Annotated in this window: 13 protein-coding genes, 2 tRNA genes and 2 pseudogenes; 6 read left to right on the forward strand and 11 right to left on the reverse strand. The window is 43.9% G+C overall.

The features are described from left to right. Nucleotides 1-50: 50 nt before the first annotated feature. The 5 genes from FTU87_RS11170 to FTU87_RS11190 form a co-directional block, all read right to left on the reverse strand. Entirely contained in the window at nucleotides 51-1,433 is a 1,383-nt protein-coding gene (locus FTU87_RS11170; protein WP_159138539.1) for an AAA family ATPase, read from the reverse strand. A 33-nt stretch (nucleotides 1,434-1,466) separates the two neighbouring features. Next, on the reverse strand, nucleotides 1,467-2,969 hold the full coding sequence (locus FTU87_RS11175) for a UvrD-helicase domain-containing protein (protein WP_034608364.1): 1,503 nt from the start codon (nucleotides 2,967-2,969) through the stop codon (nucleotides 1,467-1,469). Between the two features lie 15 nt (nucleotides 2,970-2,984). Further along, complete coding sequence (gene hisIE / locus FTU87_RS11180) at nucleotides 2,985-3,767, reverse strand: bifunctional phosphoribosyl-AMP cyclohydrolase/phosphoribosyl-ATP diphosphatase HisIE (RefSeq protein WP_159138540.1); 783 nt, start codon at nucleotides 3,765-3,767, stop codon at nucleotides 2,985-2,987. Nucleotides 3,768-3,993: 226 nt separating this feature from the next. After that, entirely contained in the window at nucleotides 3,994-4,881 is an 888-nt protein-coding gene (locus FTU87_RS11185) for an SDR family NAD(P)-dependent oxidoreductase (protein ID WP_044108999.1), read from the reverse strand. Between the two features lie 296 nt (nucleotides 4,882-5,177). Next, a complete protein-coding gene (locus FTU87_RS11190) occupies nucleotides 5,178-6,455 on the reverse strand; it encodes an O-acetylhomoserine aminocarboxypropyltransferase/cysteine synthase family protein (RefSeq protein WP_005168919.1) in 1,278 nt (425 codons plus the stop codon). 310 nt (nucleotides 6,456-6,765) lie between these two features. Here FTU87_RS11190 and ettA point away from each other — a divergent pair, with 310 nt between their 5' ends. Next, complete coding sequence (ettA, locus tag FTU87_RS11195; RefSeq protein ID WP_180097354.1) at nucleotides 6,766-8,427, forward strand: energy-dependent translational throttle protein EttA; 1,662 nt, start codon at nucleotides 6,766-6,768, stop codon at nucleotides 8,425-8,427. Between the two features lie 72 nt (nucleotides 8,428-8,499). Here the strand turns inward: ettA and FTU87_RS11200 are convergent, their stop codons facing one another. The 5 genes from FTU87_RS11200 to FTU87_RS11220 all read right to left on the reverse strand — a co-directional run bounded on the left by FTU87_RS11200 (nucleotide 8,500) and on the right by FTU87_RS11220 (nucleotide 11,175). After that, on the reverse strand, nucleotides 8,500-8,841 hold the full coding sequence (locus FTU87_RS11200; protein WP_004281123.1) for a membrane protein: 342 nt from the start codon (nucleotides 8,839-8,841) through the stop codon (nucleotides 8,500-8,502). 150 nt (nucleotides 8,842-8,991) lie between these two features. Then, nucleotides 8,992-9,067: transfer RNA gene (locus FTU87_RS11205), tRNA-Glu, on the reverse strand. A gap of 36 nt (nucleotides 9,068-9,103) precedes the next feature. After that, nucleotides 9,104-9,179, reverse strand: a tRNA-Ala gene (locus tag FTU87_RS11210). Nucleotides 9,180-9,236: 57 nt separating this feature from the next. After that, nucleotides 9,237-10,745, reverse strand: a complete 1,509-nt coding sequence (gene gltX, locus FTU87_RS11215; protein ID WP_100329408.1) for a glutamate--tRNA ligase — start codon at nucleotides 10,743-10,745, stop codon at nucleotides 9,237-9,239. A gap of 127 nt (nucleotides 10,746-10,872) precedes the next feature. Then, nucleotides 10,873-11,175: a hypothetical protein gene (locus FTU87_RS11220; RefSeq protein WP_005094351.1), complete on the reverse strand. Its 303-nt coding sequence runs from the start codon at nucleotides 11,173-11,175 to the stop codon at nucleotides 10,873-10,875. A gap of 392 nt (nucleotides 11,176-11,567) precedes the next feature. Here FTU87_RS11220 and FTU87_RS11225 point away from each other — a divergent pair. Next, nucleotides 11,568-12,266, forward strand: a pseudogene (locus FTU87_RS11225) (sulfate ABC transporter substrate-binding protein); the annotation flags it as partial. A 57-nt stretch (nucleotides 12,267-12,323) separates the two neighbouring features. On the opposite strand, the gene tnpA reads toward FTU87_RS11225, so the two are convergent. Continuing rightward, nucleotides 12,324-12,737, reverse strand: a complete 414-nt coding sequence (gene tnpA, locus FTU87_RS11230; protein WP_180097357.1) for an IS200/IS605 family transposase — start codon at nucleotides 12,735-12,737, stop codon at nucleotides 12,324-12,326. A 43-nt stretch (nucleotides 12,738-12,780) separates the two neighbouring features. On the opposite strand from tnpA, the gene FTU87_RS11235 reads away from it, so the two are divergent. The 4 genes and pseudogenes from FTU87_RS11235 to rsmH all read left to right on the forward strand — a co-directional run bounded on the left by FTU87_RS11235 (nucleotide 12,781) and on the right by rsmH (nucleotide 16,811). Next, nucleotides 12,781-14,085, forward strand: a complete 1,305-nt coding sequence (locus FTU87_RS11235) for an RNA-guided endonuclease TnpB family protein (RefSeq protein WP_180041341.1) — start codon at nucleotides 12,781-12,783, stop codon at nucleotides 14,083-14,085. Between the two features lie 50 nt (nucleotides 14,086-14,135). After that, nucleotides 14,136-14,447, forward strand: a pseudogene (locus FTU87_RS11240) (sulfate ABC transporter substrate-binding protein); the annotation flags it as partial. A gap of 244 nt (nucleotides 14,448-14,691) precedes the next feature. Then, nucleotides 14,692-15,711: a sulfate ABC transporter substrate-binding protein gene (locus tag FTU87_RS11245; RefSeq protein WP_005094348.1), complete on the forward strand. Its 1,020-nt coding sequence runs from the start codon at nucleotides 14,692-14,694 to the stop codon at nucleotides 15,709-15,711. Between the two features lie 188 nt (nucleotides 15,712-15,899). Beyond that, complete coding sequence (gene rsmH, locus FTU87_RS11250) at nucleotides 15,900-16,811, forward strand: 16S rRNA (cytosine(1402)-N(4))-methyltransferase RsmH (protein ID WP_005094346.1); 912 nt, start codon at nucleotides 15,900-15,902, stop codon at nucleotides 16,809-16,811. Nucleotides 16,812-16,818 lie beyond the last annotated feature (7 nt).

Here is a 16,818-nt window from a genome sequence, read left to right on the forward strand (position 1 = left end):
AATAAATCTCGATATTCATTGAAACGCTCATTACTGTTTTTCAACGTTACTTAGAGCGATTGCGGTAGCGTCGGCTGATCCTGAGCAAGTAAACGTAACAATTCCTGCTGCTGTTCAGGATTCAACTGTTGCTGAATCCGCTGTAATACAGCAAGCGGTGTAGTCGGTTCGGTGACGGTTTCTATTAGCGCTTCTTCGGCAGGAATTGCGTCTGGATCAGTATGTAGACCCATTTCGGCATAGATCTGATCAAACTGGATTTTCATGCTTTCAAGATGAATTGGATGCAACTGTTTATTTTCGAGTCTTAAACACTGAAAGGCCTGTGCCTGTTCCAGTAACTCAGGTCGGTTGCCGGTGGCAATAATTTGCAAATTAGGAAATGCCTGATGCAGACGCGGCAGAATCTCTGCTGCCAGATCCTGATCCAGCTGATGATCAATGGCATCAATCAACAACACTCCTGTACCTTCCTGACATGGAAATAAACTGTTCGGATTGAGCAGACAAAGACGCCGTACAATATCGCCCACCAGCGCAATCCAGGTGCGGATGCTATTGGGAAGCTGCTGAAAAGTAAAACGCTTGTCCTGATAGGTCAGCATCAGTTGCAGCTTGGGCTGGTATTTTAACTCAATCTGGCTGATGTCAGGCAGTACCTGCGACAAGGCATTTTTTAAGGCCGTTAAATGCGGGGTATGGAGCTGTGCTTGCGCTTTTTCAATCTGCCGCGCCAGTTCATCTCCCCGAATATCTTCAGGTTGCTGCAAGGCACGTGCTAAAATCTGATCCATGATCTTGGCGCTTTGCGCATTTTCAATATCACTGACTTCACGCAACCATTCAAAGAAACGGGCAAAGGTCGTAAACGGAATCGCGCTAATGTCGTAAGCATGCGCTGTATGGAAAATAGCCGGATTGTTTTTGCTGATCAGATTGACGTCATTGACAAAGCGGTCGGCAGGATAATAGGCAATCAGCGGCAAGCCGAGCAGAGGATCATTGAATCGGGCTTTCTGATAAAGGCCAAGCATGCTGTCCAGTTGCGCGGTTTCGGCTTTGCTAAAGCCGAGTCCTTGACTATTTAAAGTCTTATAGACTTGCCAGGAACAGCTCTGTTGCTGTGTAGCTTCAGTCTGGCTGGATTCTGTAAGCGCTGAAACCTCTTCGGGAAAGCCAACCCGGATATCAATTTTGGATTGCAGCCGGTGTTGCATGATGTCCTGATCAGGCATCACCAGACCGGCAGCCCGGCTATCGCGATAACGCGCTGCAAACCAGGTCAGCGCCTGATAAGCACAGCGTAACAAAGTGGTTTTGCCAGTACCCTGATTGCCCAAAATTAAGGTAAGCGGATATTGTGAATAATCAAGCTGAAGCTGAATCTCTGGAAAATGCAGGGTGTGTTTCAGTTGAAGCGCTTCGATGTGCATAGGTCACCTGTACCATGATTTTACATCCATACCTTAACCGACGGCTTGACGAAGCGACTGCGGCATCTTGATCTTCAGTTGTTGAATCAGGTCATAAATGTGATGAATATTTAAGCTTACTTTAGCACGTGTACAGGCCACGTAAAGTAAACGTAGCTCTTCATCACTAATTTTATGATCTTTTTCATTCAGCTTAAACTGATAGTCATCTTCAATATGCACCCGTTCCCACTCCAGACCTTTGGCCTTATGTGCAGTGGAAATAATATAGTCCGCCTGTCCAATCGGGGTGATTTTGGCCAGGGCTTTTTTCAATGGATCGGTGCCATGTTCATCGACCAGTTTAACCAGCGGTTTGATATCGCTACCTTCATTGGTTTCACAGTATTCATGCACATCATGCCAGGAATTAAACCAAGCCAATTCCGGCACATCGACCACACGTTTGCCCTGTTTCAACATGGCAGCCGCATCGACAAAACGATTCAGTTTGACATGATCGGCTTGCAGGCTGACTTTATCACCACGCACCAGTCCGGCAAGTAACAGTTCCATGGCCCGGGCATTGGTCCGGCATAAAATTGCATCCCGCATTTTGGTATGCGGTTTATTCACGACTTTAGAATCTAACAACGGATTGCCAAGCAAAGGCACGGTTTCATTCAGTGCACCTAAAATGGCATTGGCATTTAACGCGATTTCAGGGCCAAAACGAAACGATGTGGTCAGGCGTGATTCGGGTAAAGGCAGTTGCTGCATGGCATTCACCGCACCGCGCCAAGCATAAATCTGCTGATGCGCATCACCGACATAAATCACCTGAGTATTCCGCTGTTTCAGCAAAATTCCGAGCATGAGTGGGTCGGCATCCTGCGCTTCATCAAACAGCACATAATCGGCCGGAATATTCGGTTCAGACAGCGCCCAGAGTTTCAGGTAAATATCATGGCCAATCCCGGCCTGATGATTGGGATCGATTGATTCTAGCCAGCGCCGTTCTACGGCCGGATAAAGTTTCTTTTGCAGGATCTCAATATCATCTGGATGTAACCAGCTCGGTGCCTGAATATGCCGCGGAGCAGGGTATTGCGAACTGGTCGAACAGAAATAGCCAACCGCATTGGCGACTAAACTCGCCAGACGCGAAGGCATCAAGACATATTTTTCATAACGCCCACCCATCATACGGCGCATGGTCATCGGTTCCAGACGGTATTCTTTGGCAATAAAGCTTGGACTTAAACGGGGCAGACGCAGCTTGTCGGTGATTCCACGTGGAACACTGCGAAATGCCAGCGAGTGAAAAGTGCGGCAATCTACGCCGCGATGAAATTTGGCTTGCGCTTCACTGGCAATGGCTTTGTTGAAAGCCAGATACATGCCACGCCGTTCAGGCATGGCATCACTGATCATTTGTAGTGTGGTGGTTTTACCTGTGCCGGCATAGGCAATCACTTTAAAGGAATTACCCAGACGGGCATTATCGATGGCAGTGGCCTGCTCATAAGTGGCCTTGGGTTTTTGCAGATCAGACACAGGCATATTCATCATTTAATGCTGACGGCTGGCTTTTTCAACCAGACCGGATAAGCCCTGACGACGTGCCAGCTCATTCAAGACCAGTTGCGGTTCGATATCGAAATAACCCAGCATCACAATGGTATGGAACCACAGATCAGCAACTTCATAGATCAGATCATTTTTATTGTCTTCAGAGACCTGAGCGTTGAAATCTTTGGCTGCCAGTACGGTTTCAAAGCTTTCTTCGCCGACTTTTTCTAAAATCTTGTTCAGGCCTTTGTGATAGAGCTTGGCCACATAAGAGGAATCCGGATCGGCCTGTTTGCGTTCTGCCATCATCTGGCCCAGATAGGACAAGACTTCGACCTGTTCAGACTGGGCGCTTGACGCTTCCATCGCCAGCGTATGCGGATTTGTGGATTTTTCACCATAAATTGCAGACGGGTGTTTCAGCTGTGCATCGACAATTTCCCAGCCATTTGGCGTGAGTTTACGATAGAAACAGGATTCACGACCGGTATGGCAGGCAATGCCGCCATGTTGTTCAATTTGCAGCACAATCACATCGGCATCACAGTCCAGACGGATTTCATGTACGGTTTGAAAATGTCCTGATTCTTCGCCCTTATGCCATAATTTGCTGCGTGAACGGGAGAAATACACGGCTTGGTTTTTCTCAGCCGTCAGTGCTAGCGCTTCACGATTCATCCAGGCCACCATCAAGACACGACCAGTTTGATGATGCTGGGCAATGGCAGGGACTAATCCTTGTTCGTTAAATTTTACTTCATCGAGCCATTGCGCGTTGTTCATAAGGGTTTCCATCATTTCAATCAAAATATAAAAATACGGATAGGAAATATCCGCAGATAGTGTACGTGATCTCGCAGCATTTGCGGCAAAAATCTGTGTCGATAAAGACAGGCTATGTCGTGTGTGATCCAGATGAGCTTGCTTTCACCTAGAGATTTAAAACTGAGACATCAAAAAAGCCGCCCGGTCGGCGGCTCGTATTTTCAGGAAATTATCCCAGTAAAAATTACCAGTGTTCGCCCGGGAACAGCCGTGCATATGCTTTTTGCACCAAATTTAATTTTTGTGGTTGACCCACAGAGGCACTTGAACTTGGGAACAGGTTATAACCAATCGACATCAGAACATTGTTGATATCCGGAGCAATCGAATAAGTAATCGAGGCCAGACGACCCAAACCGGTCGCAACTTTCTTCGGACGTTTCACGATGGCATAGGCAATCAGGTCAGCTGCCTGTTCCGGAGAAAGTGTCGGGACGTATTTATAAATTTTGGTTGGTGCAATCATCGGAGTGCGTACCAAAGGCATATAGATCGAGGTGATTGCGATTTTATGCGAATGTACTTCTGCAGACAGGCAGCGACTAAAGGCATCCAGTGCGGCTTTTGACGCGACATAGGCCGAAAAACGGGTGGCATTGGCCAGTACGCCAATCGAACTGATGTTAATGATATGACCCGCGCGACGGATCATCATTTGTGGCAAGATATTCATGACCAGACGCACGGCGCCGAAATAGTTCAGCTGCATGGTCCGTTCAAAATCATGGAAGCGGTCGACCGATTCATGCACGGCGCGGCGAATCGAACGCCCCGCATTATTGATCAGAATATCAATATGATCGACTGAGGCAATGATCTGTTTGGACACCTCATCAATCGCCTCCATATTGTTTAAATCGCATGGAAAGATTGAGGCTTTGCCGCCTTTGGCTTCAATGTCTGCTTTTACTTGTTCTAGGGTTTCTTGAGTACGGGCCACCAGTAAAACATGCGCACCTGCATCGGCCAGTTGATGTGCCGTCGTTAACCCAATACCGCTGGATGCGCCGGTGATCAGGACGGTTTTACCTGCAACAGATTTTTCCAGTTGTTTGTGTAGTCTAGTTTTCACATTTGTTATCCCTAATTTGAAGTCAGCGTTCAAATTATTTTTATTAAAGGTGTATGGCGCTCTAACAGGAGATGAGAGCGAAGGTGAGTACAGATATGATAACCAATTCTTCAGGAAAATCTATAAATTAAACTATTGAAATTAAAATAAAAATTAGAGTAATTGCTCTATTTGTGTTCGCTATTTCATTTAACTTTTACCATGAAAATAAAAAGCAAAGCAAGTGGCTGTTTTAGAATATAAATAAAAAAACTCCACCAGAAAGGGTGGAGTTTTGAGTCAGATGAAACACGCCTTTAAACGGTCGCTAGTGCCTGTTCCAGATCCGCGATCAAGTCATCAATATGTTCAATCCCAATCGAGAGTCGCACCATATCTTCACTGACACCTGCTGATTTTAACTCCTCGGCATTGAGTTGGCGATGTGTGGTGGTCGCCGGATGACAAGCGAGACTTTTGGCATCACCGATATTGACCAGACGGGTAAACAGTTGCAGCGCATCAATAAAACGTGTGCCGCCTTCAAGACCATGCTCTACGCCAAAGGTCAGAATCGCAGATGGTTTACCTTTTACATATTTTTGTGCCAAGGCATGTTGTGGATGATCTTTCAGACCAGCGTAATTGACCCATTTTACTTTAGGATGCTGCTGTAAATATTCCGCAATTTTAAGCGCATTTTCAGTATGACGCTCCATACGCAGACTTAAAGTTTCCAAACCTTGCAGGATCAGGAACACATTCTGCGGGCTGATCGCGGCCCCAGTATTGCGTAGTGGCACCACACGCGCTCGAGCGATATAAGCTGCTTCACCGAGAACTTCGACATAGTTTACGCCATGATAACTTGGATCGGGGGTATTCAGCGCGGGAAAGCGTTCAGGATATTTACCCCACGGGAATTTACCGCTATCGACAATGATGCCACCAATCGAATTGCCATGACCGCCGATATATTTGGTCAATGAATGCACGATAATGTCGGCACCAAAATCAAAAGATTTTTGTAGCACTGGCGTTGCCACCGTGTTGTCCACGACCACAGGCACACCGTACTCATGCGCGATTTTTGCAATCTCTTCCAGATCAATAATATTACCCAGTGGATTACCAATGGATTCCACAAAGACCAGTTTGGTCTTGTCATCAATTAAACTACGCAAGCTTTCCGGTTTTTCATAATCAAAGAAACGCACGTCAATACCTTGCTTCGGCAGGGTGTGTGCGAACAGGTTATAGGTGCCGCCATAGAGCGTAGATACGGATGCAATATTGTCACCGGCTTCAGCAATGGTCTGAATCGCATAGGTAATTGCAGCCATACCAGACGCTAAAGCAAGTGCGCCAATCCCGCCTTCAAGTGCGGCAATACGTTGCTCTAACACCGCCGTGGTCGGGTTCATGATCCGGGTATAGATATTGCCCTGTACCTTTAAATCGAACAAATCGGCCCCATGTTGAGTATTGTCAAAGGCATAAGACGTAGTTTGGTAAATTGGCACTGCAACTGCTTTGGTGGTGGCTTCAGGGCTATAACCTGCATGAATCGCAAGGGTTTCTGCTTTATAACTCATTATGACTGATCTTCTTGTGTTTAAGTTTATGACTTGAGTGTAACATTTTCATATATAAGTAAAAGTGCAATTTTACTGAAATAGATAGATGAAATAATCATATATAAATTGGGATTCGATGCACTTATTTGACTTAAATCAGCTGTTTGAAAAATCACCATAAATAAACTTGTAACAATGCATTGAAGTTCATGGCAATGGCTTATGTTTTCGCAGCTTTCTGCGTATAATAGCCGATTATTTTTTCGCTCTTTTTTGAGCTGGGGTGGTTGTTTTAACCCCATTTGGTTTTTCAGTTGAGGAGTCCTACGTGGCCCAATATATTTATACGATGAACCGAGTGTCTAAGATGGTGCCGCCGAAACGCGAAATCCTGAAAGATATCTCCTTATCATTTTTCCCGGGCGCAAAAATTGGTGTGCTTGGTCTAAACGGTGCAGGTAAATCGACCTTGCTTCGTATTATGGCGGGCGTAGATAAAGATTTCTCTGGTGAAGCACGTGCACAACCAGGTACTAAAATCGGTTATCTCGAGCAAGAGCCGCCTTTAGATGAAACTAAAGACGTGCGTGGCAACGTTGAAGATGGTCTGCGTGAACCGCTGGATGCTTTGGCACGTCTTGACGAAGTATTTGCAGAATATGCAGCAGAAGATGCTGACTTTGATGCACTTGCAAAAGAGCAGGAAAAGCTCGAAGCCATTATCCATGCATGGGATGCACATAACCTTGCTAATCAGATGGATCAGGCAGCTGCTGCACTGAACCTTCCAGCGTGGGATGCCGATGTTAAACTGCTTTCAGGTGGTGAACGTCGTCGTGTGGCACTGTGCCGTTTGCTCTTGTCCAAGCCAGACATGTTGCTTCTTGATGAACCGACGAACCATTTAGATGCATCATCTGTTGCTTGGTTAGAACGTTTCTTGAAAGACTTCCCGGGCACCATCGTTGCGATTACGCACGACCGTTATTTCCTGGATAACGTGGCTGAGTGGATTCTTGAGCTTGACCGTGGCATGGGCATTCCATACCAAGGCAACTACTCTTCTTGGTTAGAGCAGAAAAATGCGCGTCTAGAGCAAGAGAACAAGCAAGAAGAATCTTTTGCCAAAGCATTGAAAAAAGAACTTGAATGGGTTCGCTCAAATGCCAAAGGCCAGCAAAAGAAAAACAAAGCGCGTATGGAGCGTTTTGAAGAGCTTAACTCGCGTGAATTCCAACAGCGTAACGAAACCTCTGAAATCTACATTCCACCTGGTCCACGTCTAGGCAACAAGGTTGTAGAAGTTGAAGGCATCAGCAAATCGTTTGGTGATCGTACTCTGTATAAAGATTTATCATTCGTTGTACCGCCTGCTGCGATCGTGGGTATCGTCGGTGAGAACGGTGCAGGTAAAACCACACTGTTCCGCATGATGACCGGTGAACAACAACCGGATACCGGTTCTGTGGTACTGGGTGAGTCGGTGAAAGTGGCTTATGTGGGTCAGATTCGTGACACGCTTGATGACAACAAAACGGTTTGGGAAGAAGTTTCTGGCGGTTTAGACATCTTGAAGATTGGCGAATACGAAATTGCATCTCGTGCATATATCGGTCGTTTTAACTTTAAAGGCCAGGATCAGCAAAAACGTGTCGGTCAATTGTCAGGTGGTGAGCGTAACCGTTTACAACTGGCTAAAATCCTGCAAATGGGCGCAAACGTAATCTTGCTCGATGAACCGTCAAACGACCTGGATATCGAAACCTTACGTGCGCTTGAGGATGCCATTCTGGTGTTCCCGGGTACTGTGATGGTGATCTCGCATGACCGTTGGTTCCTGGACCGTATTGCAACGCACATTTTGTCATTTGAAGGTGAAACACCTGAATTCTTCACTGGTAACTATGCTGAGTTTGAAGAATATCGTCGTAAGCGCGATGGTGATGATTTGGTCGCGAAGCGTCAAAAATACCGCAAAATCGGTGCTTAATCTGCATCTTGATTGATAAAAAACCAGCCTGCGGGCTGGTTTTTTTGTGCTTGTCATTGACTGAATGAGAGATCAGATTTCCCACTCATGATTACATTCACGACATTTCCATTTCTTTTGGGTTTGCATAAATGCTTGCATGGAGATTTTAAAATCAGGCAGATCTTTATAAAACATGAAGCCGGCGATTAAAGAGAGAATAAAGACGATGACAGTCGCGGTCTGTAAAGTCGTACCTGCACCATCGCCAAAAATCCACATCGCAATACTGATGATCACCAGTAATAATAATAAGAACAGGGCAGGAACCAGAAACATCAGGCTTTTAGGAACTACCGGACGTGGAGCTGCTTGACCTGGCTGGGCTACCGGCATGATTTTCGGGCTTTGACACTTAGGGCAACGATATTGCATTACAACTCCAAAATTCTAAATTACTGATTATTTTATCGGAAGATGCGAAGAAACCGAAATATTGCCCAACATAAAATATACAGGCAATAAAAAACCCAAGTCGCAATGCTTGGGTTTTTTAAAAGACCACTTCAAAAGTAATCTTGAATATGGCGTCCCTACGGGGATTCGAACCCCGGTTACCGCCGTGAAAGGGCGATGTCCTAGGCCTCTAGACGATAGGGACAATTGAGGCGTTACACAGCTAAAGCAAGACTTGATTTGGTGGAGTCAAGGAGGATCGAACTCCTGACCTCTACAATGCCATTGTAGCGCTCTACCAACTGAGCTATGACCCCAGTCTGTGTGAGCGCTATATTAGGGATATCGCGCTCACACGTCAACAAAAAAATTGATTAAGCTTGATCAACCGCTTCATTTTTCGGCAATTTTAAGCTTTCATTGAGTTTTTCCCAGACTTTCAGCTCTTTTTTGCTTGGGCCACCGACAATTTCCAGCGCATGACGTAAACGTGCGAAGGTCAAATCAGGGCCAATGGTGACCATAGTCTGCATCACCGGGGTAGACGCAGTTGAGCCGGCAATGGCAATAAAGAAGGCCGGCATGAAGTCACGCAGTTTAATTTCCATTTGTGCTGCCAAATCCATCAAGGTTTGGCTGACCGTGTCGTTGTTCCAGGTGAACAGGCTTTCTAAACGCCAAATGGCAAACTGCAAGCTTTGACGTACCTGTTCGTCAGACAGTTTTTTGCTGACAAACTGTTCCTGAGTCAGGGCCGGGAAGTGGTTGAAGTAATGCGCAGACCAGTTCACTGCTTCAGACAGCAAGTTGATACGTGGTTGAATCGCAGCTGCAATTTCTTCTAATTTGGCACGGTCTGCTTTCCATGCCAGCAGCGTATCGAGCAATTCAGCAGGAGAAAGGGCTTTGATCCATTGACCATTGAGCCAGTTGAGTTTTTCAACATCAAAGATTGGACCACCGAGTGATACGCGTTTGATATCAAAATGTTCAATCATTTCTGCCAATGTGAATTTTTCACTTTCATCTGGCATTGACCAGCCCATACGACCCAAGTAGTTCAACAAGGCTTCAGGCAGTACACCGATATCTTTGTAATAGTTGATTGAAGTTGGGTTTTTACGCTTAGACAATTTTGATTTGTCCGGGTTGCGTAGCAGTGGCATGTGACACAGTACCGGCATCTCCCAACCGAAATACTGGTACAGCAACTGATGCTTCGGTGCAGACGGAATCCATTCTTCACCACGAATCACATGCGTGATTTGCATTAAATGGTCATCCACCACGTTGGCCAAATGATAAGTTGGTAAGCCGTCAGTTTTCAGCAGAATCTGCATGTCGACCTGCGCCCATGGAATCTCGACTTCACCACGCAGCATGTCATTAAATTTACAAATACCTTCAGTCGGTACTTTCATGCGAATCACATGTGCTTCGCCAGCAGCCAAACGACGCTCGACCTCTTCTTGAGAAAGGTTTAAGCCTCGACCGTCATAACGTGGAGATTCACCACGTGCTTGCTGTTCAGCACGCATTTGATCCAGTTCTTCGGCAGTAGCGAAACAGTAGAAGGCATGACCTTTTTCAACCAGTTCCAGCGCATAGTTTTTATAAATATCCATGCGTTCTGACTGGCGGTACGGTGCATGTGGGCCACCCACATCTGGACCTTCAGACCAGTTGAGACCGAGCCAGCGCAATGAATCCAGGATCATTTTTTCAGATTCAGGTGTTGAGCGCAGTTGGTCGGTATCTTCAATACGAAGGATGAATTCACCCCCATGCTGTTTAGCAAAACATAAGTTAAACAAGGCAATATAGGCAGTACCTACATGAGGAAAACCTGTAGGAGAAGGTGCAATACGAGTACGAACAGTCATAGCCGGATATAATCTAGAATATAAATTTGGTTCTATTATAGCGAAAAAGCCACATCACTTAATGCTTTATTCAACATTCAGTGATGTGGCTTTAAATCCTGCTGTTATTCGAGTTGGTTAAAACTGACTAAGAATGATCGCTAGAAAATATGCTTTGTACGAAGCGGGTAAAGCGATAATTTTGTGCTGCAAAGAAATTTTGTGAAGGTGCGACTTTCAGCGCAGTTAAGACTTTAAGATTATCGTCTGTATGCAGGGTTTTTTCGCTTTTTTGTTGTTGAATTGCTTTTTCAATCGGCGATGTCTTGCTTTCAACAGTAGTGACTGAGGCCTTTTGCAAATCTGTCTTCACAACGACGGCATGACCCAGTTGAATCGAAAACAGCATGATCAGACTTAGGATGCTAGCTGTGAATAATTTAAATTTCATATCCAAACTTCCTCCTTGCTTCTGGTTGGTTTTATTCTGTTAAAAATGTTTTTTTAATACTCCGTCTACAATTTAATCACAGTTGATTATAAAGAAGTAGAACCAAGTCACATTTTTTACAAAAAATTAATATAACATCTATGGAAAATTACTAAAAATCGTAATTCTCTCTTTTGGCGGCCTATTTTTAACAGACAACTGTGAAGAGAACGTGAAGAACTGTCTTATATTGTAGCAGGAGATTAATTTTTTAGCAGAATATGTATCCAGGTTTAATTGTTAGCAGATATCTCAAAATCAGAAATAGATCATCAATATTATTATAAACACATGATTGTTATATTTATTTTTTATTTATACAGTGTGGTTATCTCAATAATGAGTCACATAACATGAAAAAAATAATAGCAACCGCAATCTTGACAATATTTACTGCAACCACCATGCAAAATGTAATGGCCAAAGATTTCCTGAATGTCTCCTATGATCCGACCCGTGAATTTTACCAAGAATATAATCAGGAGTTTGGCCAGTTCTGGAAGCAGAAAACCGGACAGACAATCAATTTTAAACAGTCACATGGCGGTTCAGGCAAGCAGGCACGTTCGGTCGTCGATGGTTTACAGGCCGATGTGGTGACTTTGGCTTTGGCCAATGACATTGAGGAAATCGTCAATGCCGGTTTAATCGAGAAAGGCTGGCAAAAAGAATTTCCGAGTAATTCTGCACCTTATACATCGACCATTGTTTTTTTGGTGCGTAAGGCCAATCCCAAGCAAATCAAGGACTGGAATGATCTGACCAAACCGGGTGTCGAGATTATTACACCTAACCCGAAAACTGGTGGAGCGCCACGTTGGATCTATCTATCTGCTTGGGGCTATGCGCTGAAACAGCCCGGTGGCAATGATGCCAAAGCCCGAGATCTGGTGAAAAGGCTTTATCAAAATGTCAAAGTGTTGGATTCCGGTGCCCGTGGTTCACTGACGACTTTTGCCGAGCGCGGTATTGGCGATGTACTATTATCTTGGGAAAATGAAGCCTTGCTGGCAACGCAAGGTCTAGGTAAGGACAAGTACGATATCATCTATCTGTAAGTGAAAGAGGACTCCACCCGACAGTCAGGGTGGAGGTGAATTTCACAGATTTTAACCTTGTTGGTTTTGAATGTATTTCTTAATAATATCTAAGGGCGCACCACCGCACGACCCTGCAAAATAAGATCGTGACCATAAAACAGGTTTTGCATAACTACCACGTAAATCTAAAAATTCATTCCGCATTCTTCTGCTTGTTACCGATTTTAAATTATTCACCAACTTACTAAGCTGAACAGTTGGTGGGTACTGAATAAGCATGTGAACATGGTCAGCCTCACCATTACATTCTTTTAGCTCTGCATCAAAATCTTTGCATATTTCGTCTACACACTCACTAAAATACTTATGATGTAGATCATTTAGAATTTTCTTTCTGTACTTTGTAATAAATACTAGGTGTACGTGTAAGTTAAAGGCTGAATAGCGGTTTTTATAGATTTCAGTCATTGTTTGATTGTTCATTTAATGATAGCATTTGATTATATTAACACATACATACTCATTTATGAAAATCAACAAAGCGTATAAATTTAGGCTTGAGCCTAATGCAGAGCAGGAGCTTGTTTTAAACAAGTTGCTTGGCTCTGCACGTTTTGTTTGGAATCAAATTTTAGCTGTATCGTTCGAGATGCTTGCTAATAATGAGCGAATCAACAAAGTTAATTTAGTCAATAAAATTCCTGAATTACGAAAAAAACCTGAGTGTGCTTTTCTGGAAAACAGTTCAAATGGCGTTTCACTTCAACAAAAAGTGCGTGATCTTGGTGATGCCTGGGGGAAGTTCTTTGACCCGAAAGAACAAGCCAAGTTAAAGCAAAAACCATTTAAAGCCAAAAAACCAAGATTCTTTAAATTGCCGGATGGTCGTGAAGTCCAATTTAGACCACTCATGCCACGATTCAAAAAGAAATCTAATGGCTATGATTCCATTCGTATTGTTCAATTCAATAGATACTGTTGGGTTAAAGGCAACCAAGTTAAGTTACCTAATGACATTGGCGTTGTGAAATTCAGAAAGTCACAAGAGATTCTTGGTGAAATCAAGAATGTCACAATCTCAAAGCATGTTGGAAAGTGGTATATCTCTTTCGGTGTTGAAAGCACAGTAGAAGCACCAGTCCACCCATCAAAATCAGCCGTTGGCATTGATTTAGGTGTTAAAAATTTAATTACAACATCTAGTGGTCAAGTATTCGACCCGATCAATAGTTTCAAGGCCAATCAAGTAAAGTTGGCTAGGCTTCAGCGCAAGCTGAGAAAGAAAAACAAGTTCAGTCAAAGTTGGAAAAAGCTGAATCTCAAGATCAATAAATTACATCATCATATTGCCAATATTCGGCATGACTACTTGCACAAAGTCACCACAACGCTCAGCAAAAACCACGCAATGATCGTAGTTGAGGACTTAAAAGTAGCCAATATGTCGAAGTCAGCGAAAGGCTCAATCGAGAAAAAAGGAAAGAATGTTAAAGCCAAGTCCGGCTTAAATAAATCAATCCTGGATCAAGGTTGGTCAATGCTTGTTGGTATGTTGGAGTACAAACAGCAATGGCGAGGTGGTTTGCTTGTTAAAGTTGACCCTAGATATACAAGTCAAACTTGTAGTTCATGTGGTCATGTTGCAAAAGAAAATAGGCTTACTCAAGCAAACTTTGAGTGTGTCAGTTGTTGTTTTAGCGAGAATGCAGATATTAATGCTTCTCGCAACATTTTGGCGGTGGGACACATCGTTTTGTCTGTGGAGGGTGGATGCGGTAAAGGTCGCCTTGCGAAGCAGAAAGCAAGTGAAATCCGTGAGGAAGTCACCTAAGAGCTTTTGCTTTTAGAATCCCCCACTTGAACATCGTGAAAGTGGTGGGAGTATGTCAACCCTCTATTTCAATTCTGGCCGAGCCATCGGTGGCGATCGTTGATAAAAATGTGAATAAAAATGGCAATGCCAATCTGGCGAAAGGCTATTTGAATTATCTGTATTCCCTGAAAGGGCAGGAGTTGGCTGCGAAATATTTCTTCCGTCCACGCGATGCTAAAGTGGCTGCCAAATATTCCGCCCAATTTCCGAAAATTCAAACCTTTACCATTGATAAAGTCTTTGGTGGCTGGGAAAAAGCGCAAAAAACCCATTTTGTGAATGGGGCGATTTATGACCAGATTTATAATGAAAAGCGATAACAAGCTTGAATCTAAATTGAATGAAGAAAACGGATAAAGCGTTATCCGTTTTTTTTATATTTAATGCATAAAATTCTATATATTCGAAATAAGTGAAATGACTGGCTATATTTTGTTTTTAAAAACAGATGATTAAGAGCAAAAAACCTTTGATTATATCGTGTTGTGATGTTGTAGGTTGAATTGCGATAAATGATTTTATTTCATATAGTTATATCTATACAAGATAAACTCCCGTGCGCTCATGAAAAATCAATTAAAATCCTTATTTAGCGTTGCCTTATTGGCTACAGGTCTAGGCTTGACAGCGACTGTCTCACAGGCGGCTGATCGTCAATTTCTAAACGTGTCTTATGATGCAACCCGTGAATTCTATGATGAATTCAATAAATCATTTGGTGCTTACTGGAAAAACCGGACCGGTCTGGATGTGAACTTTAAACAGTCACATGGTGGTTCGGGCAAGCAGGCACGTTCGGTGGTCGATGGCCTAAAAGGCGATGTGGTGACTTTGGCGCTGGCCAATGACATCGAAGAAATCGTGAAATCTGGTCAGATTCAACCCGGCTGGCAAAAAGAGTTTCCGCATAATTCTGCACCTTATACCTCAACCATCGTGTTTATGGTGCGCAAGGGCAATCCGAAGGGCATCAAGGACTGGAGTGATCTGACCAAGCCAGGCGTAGAAATTATTACCCCCAACCCGAAAACCGGTGGTTTGCCACGTTGGGTATACCTGTCTGCCTGGGGCTATGCCGAGAAACAGCCGGGGGGTAATAAAGCCAAAGCACAGGACTTTGTCGGTAAACTCTATAAAAATGTCAAAGTGATGGACTCAGCAGCACGTGCTTCGATGACCACGTTTGCTGAGCGTGGCATTGGTGATGTATTGCTGACTTGGGAAAATGAAGCACTGGTTACCCAAAAGACTTTGGGTAAAGACAAGTTTGATATTATTTATCCGTCAATTACGATTTTGACCGAGCCATCGGTGGCCATTGTCGATCGTACCGTGGATAAAAATGGCAATAAATGGTTGGCAACAGGTTATATCAACTACCTGTACTCCCCATTGGGTCAGGAAATGGCAGCCAAACATTTCTACCGTCCGCGCAATGAGAAAGTATTAGCCAAATATTCAGCACAATTCCCGAAAATCAAAACTTTTACCATTGATGAAGTGTTTGGCGGCTGGGCCAATGCACAGAAAACCCATTTTGTGAATGGCGCGATTTTTGATCAGATTTATAACTCAAAACGTTAATCTGCTGATTTGAAGACGAATTACAGATAAACAGGCCTCCCTCGCGGAGGCTTTTTTATTGACGACACTCAAATAAAAACGGTTTTCTCTATGGAAAGTAATATTTATCTACAAAAAGTCGTTTGGAGCTTTGCTAAAACAGAGTGATAATGTGCAGTTAAATTTTTCGCCCTATTGATTGAGTTTTTATGTCACATATTTCTGTATTACTTCACGAAACGATTGATGCCTTGTTGGCGGGTCGCAATACGGGAATTTATGTGGACGGTACTTTTGGTCGTGGCGGACATACCCGTTTATTGTTATCAAAATTAGATGAACATGCACGTGTGTATGGCTTTGATAAAGATCCTCAGGCCCTAGAGACGGCAGCAATCTTAGAACAAGAAGATCCACGTTTTAAAATTATTCATGCCAGCTTTGCCGATCTGAAAGACGCACTGGCTGAGCTTGGGATTGAGACCGTGGATGGAGTGATGGCAGATTTAGGCGTGTCTTCGCCGCAGCTGGATCAGGCCGAACGTGGTTTCAGTTTTATGAAAGATGGCCCGCTGGATATGCGCATGGACAATTCTCAAGGTCCAACTGCAGCAGAATGGCTGCTTGAAATTGAAGAAGAAGCACTGGCCAATATCATTTTTAAATACGGTGAAGAGCGTTATAGTCGCCGGATTGCCAAAGCCATCAAGGCCGCAGGGCAGATTGAGACCACGGCTCAACTTGCGGAAATTGTGAAAGTCGCGCATCCAAAATGGGAAAAAAATAAGCATGCTGCGACGCGTACTTTCCAGGCGATTCGTATTGCTATTAATAAAGAATTAGAAGATATTGAAATCTTCTTGCCTCAAGCAGTTGAGGTTTTAAAACCTGAGGCACGTTTGGCCGTAATTAGCTTTCACTCTCTGGAAGACCGTTTGATTAAACAATTTATTCAAAAAGAATCTACATTAGACGAAGATTTTGGCTGGGGAATGCCGGGGCAGCAAAAAGATACACGACGTTTAAAGAAGGTATCCCGCGTAAAAGCCAGTGACGAAGAAGTCAAAGCCAATCCTCGTTCACGTAGTGCATGGCTCCGGGTCGCAGAACGTTTAGCTTAATAGGCAC

The sequence above is a fragment of the Acinetobacter sp. YH12156 genome (assembly GCF_013418235.1).
In the GTDB taxonomy this organism is placed as follows: domain Bacteria; phylum Pseudomonadota; class Gammaproteobacteria; order Pseudomonadales; family Moraxellaceae; genus Acinetobacter; species Acinetobacter pseudolwoffii.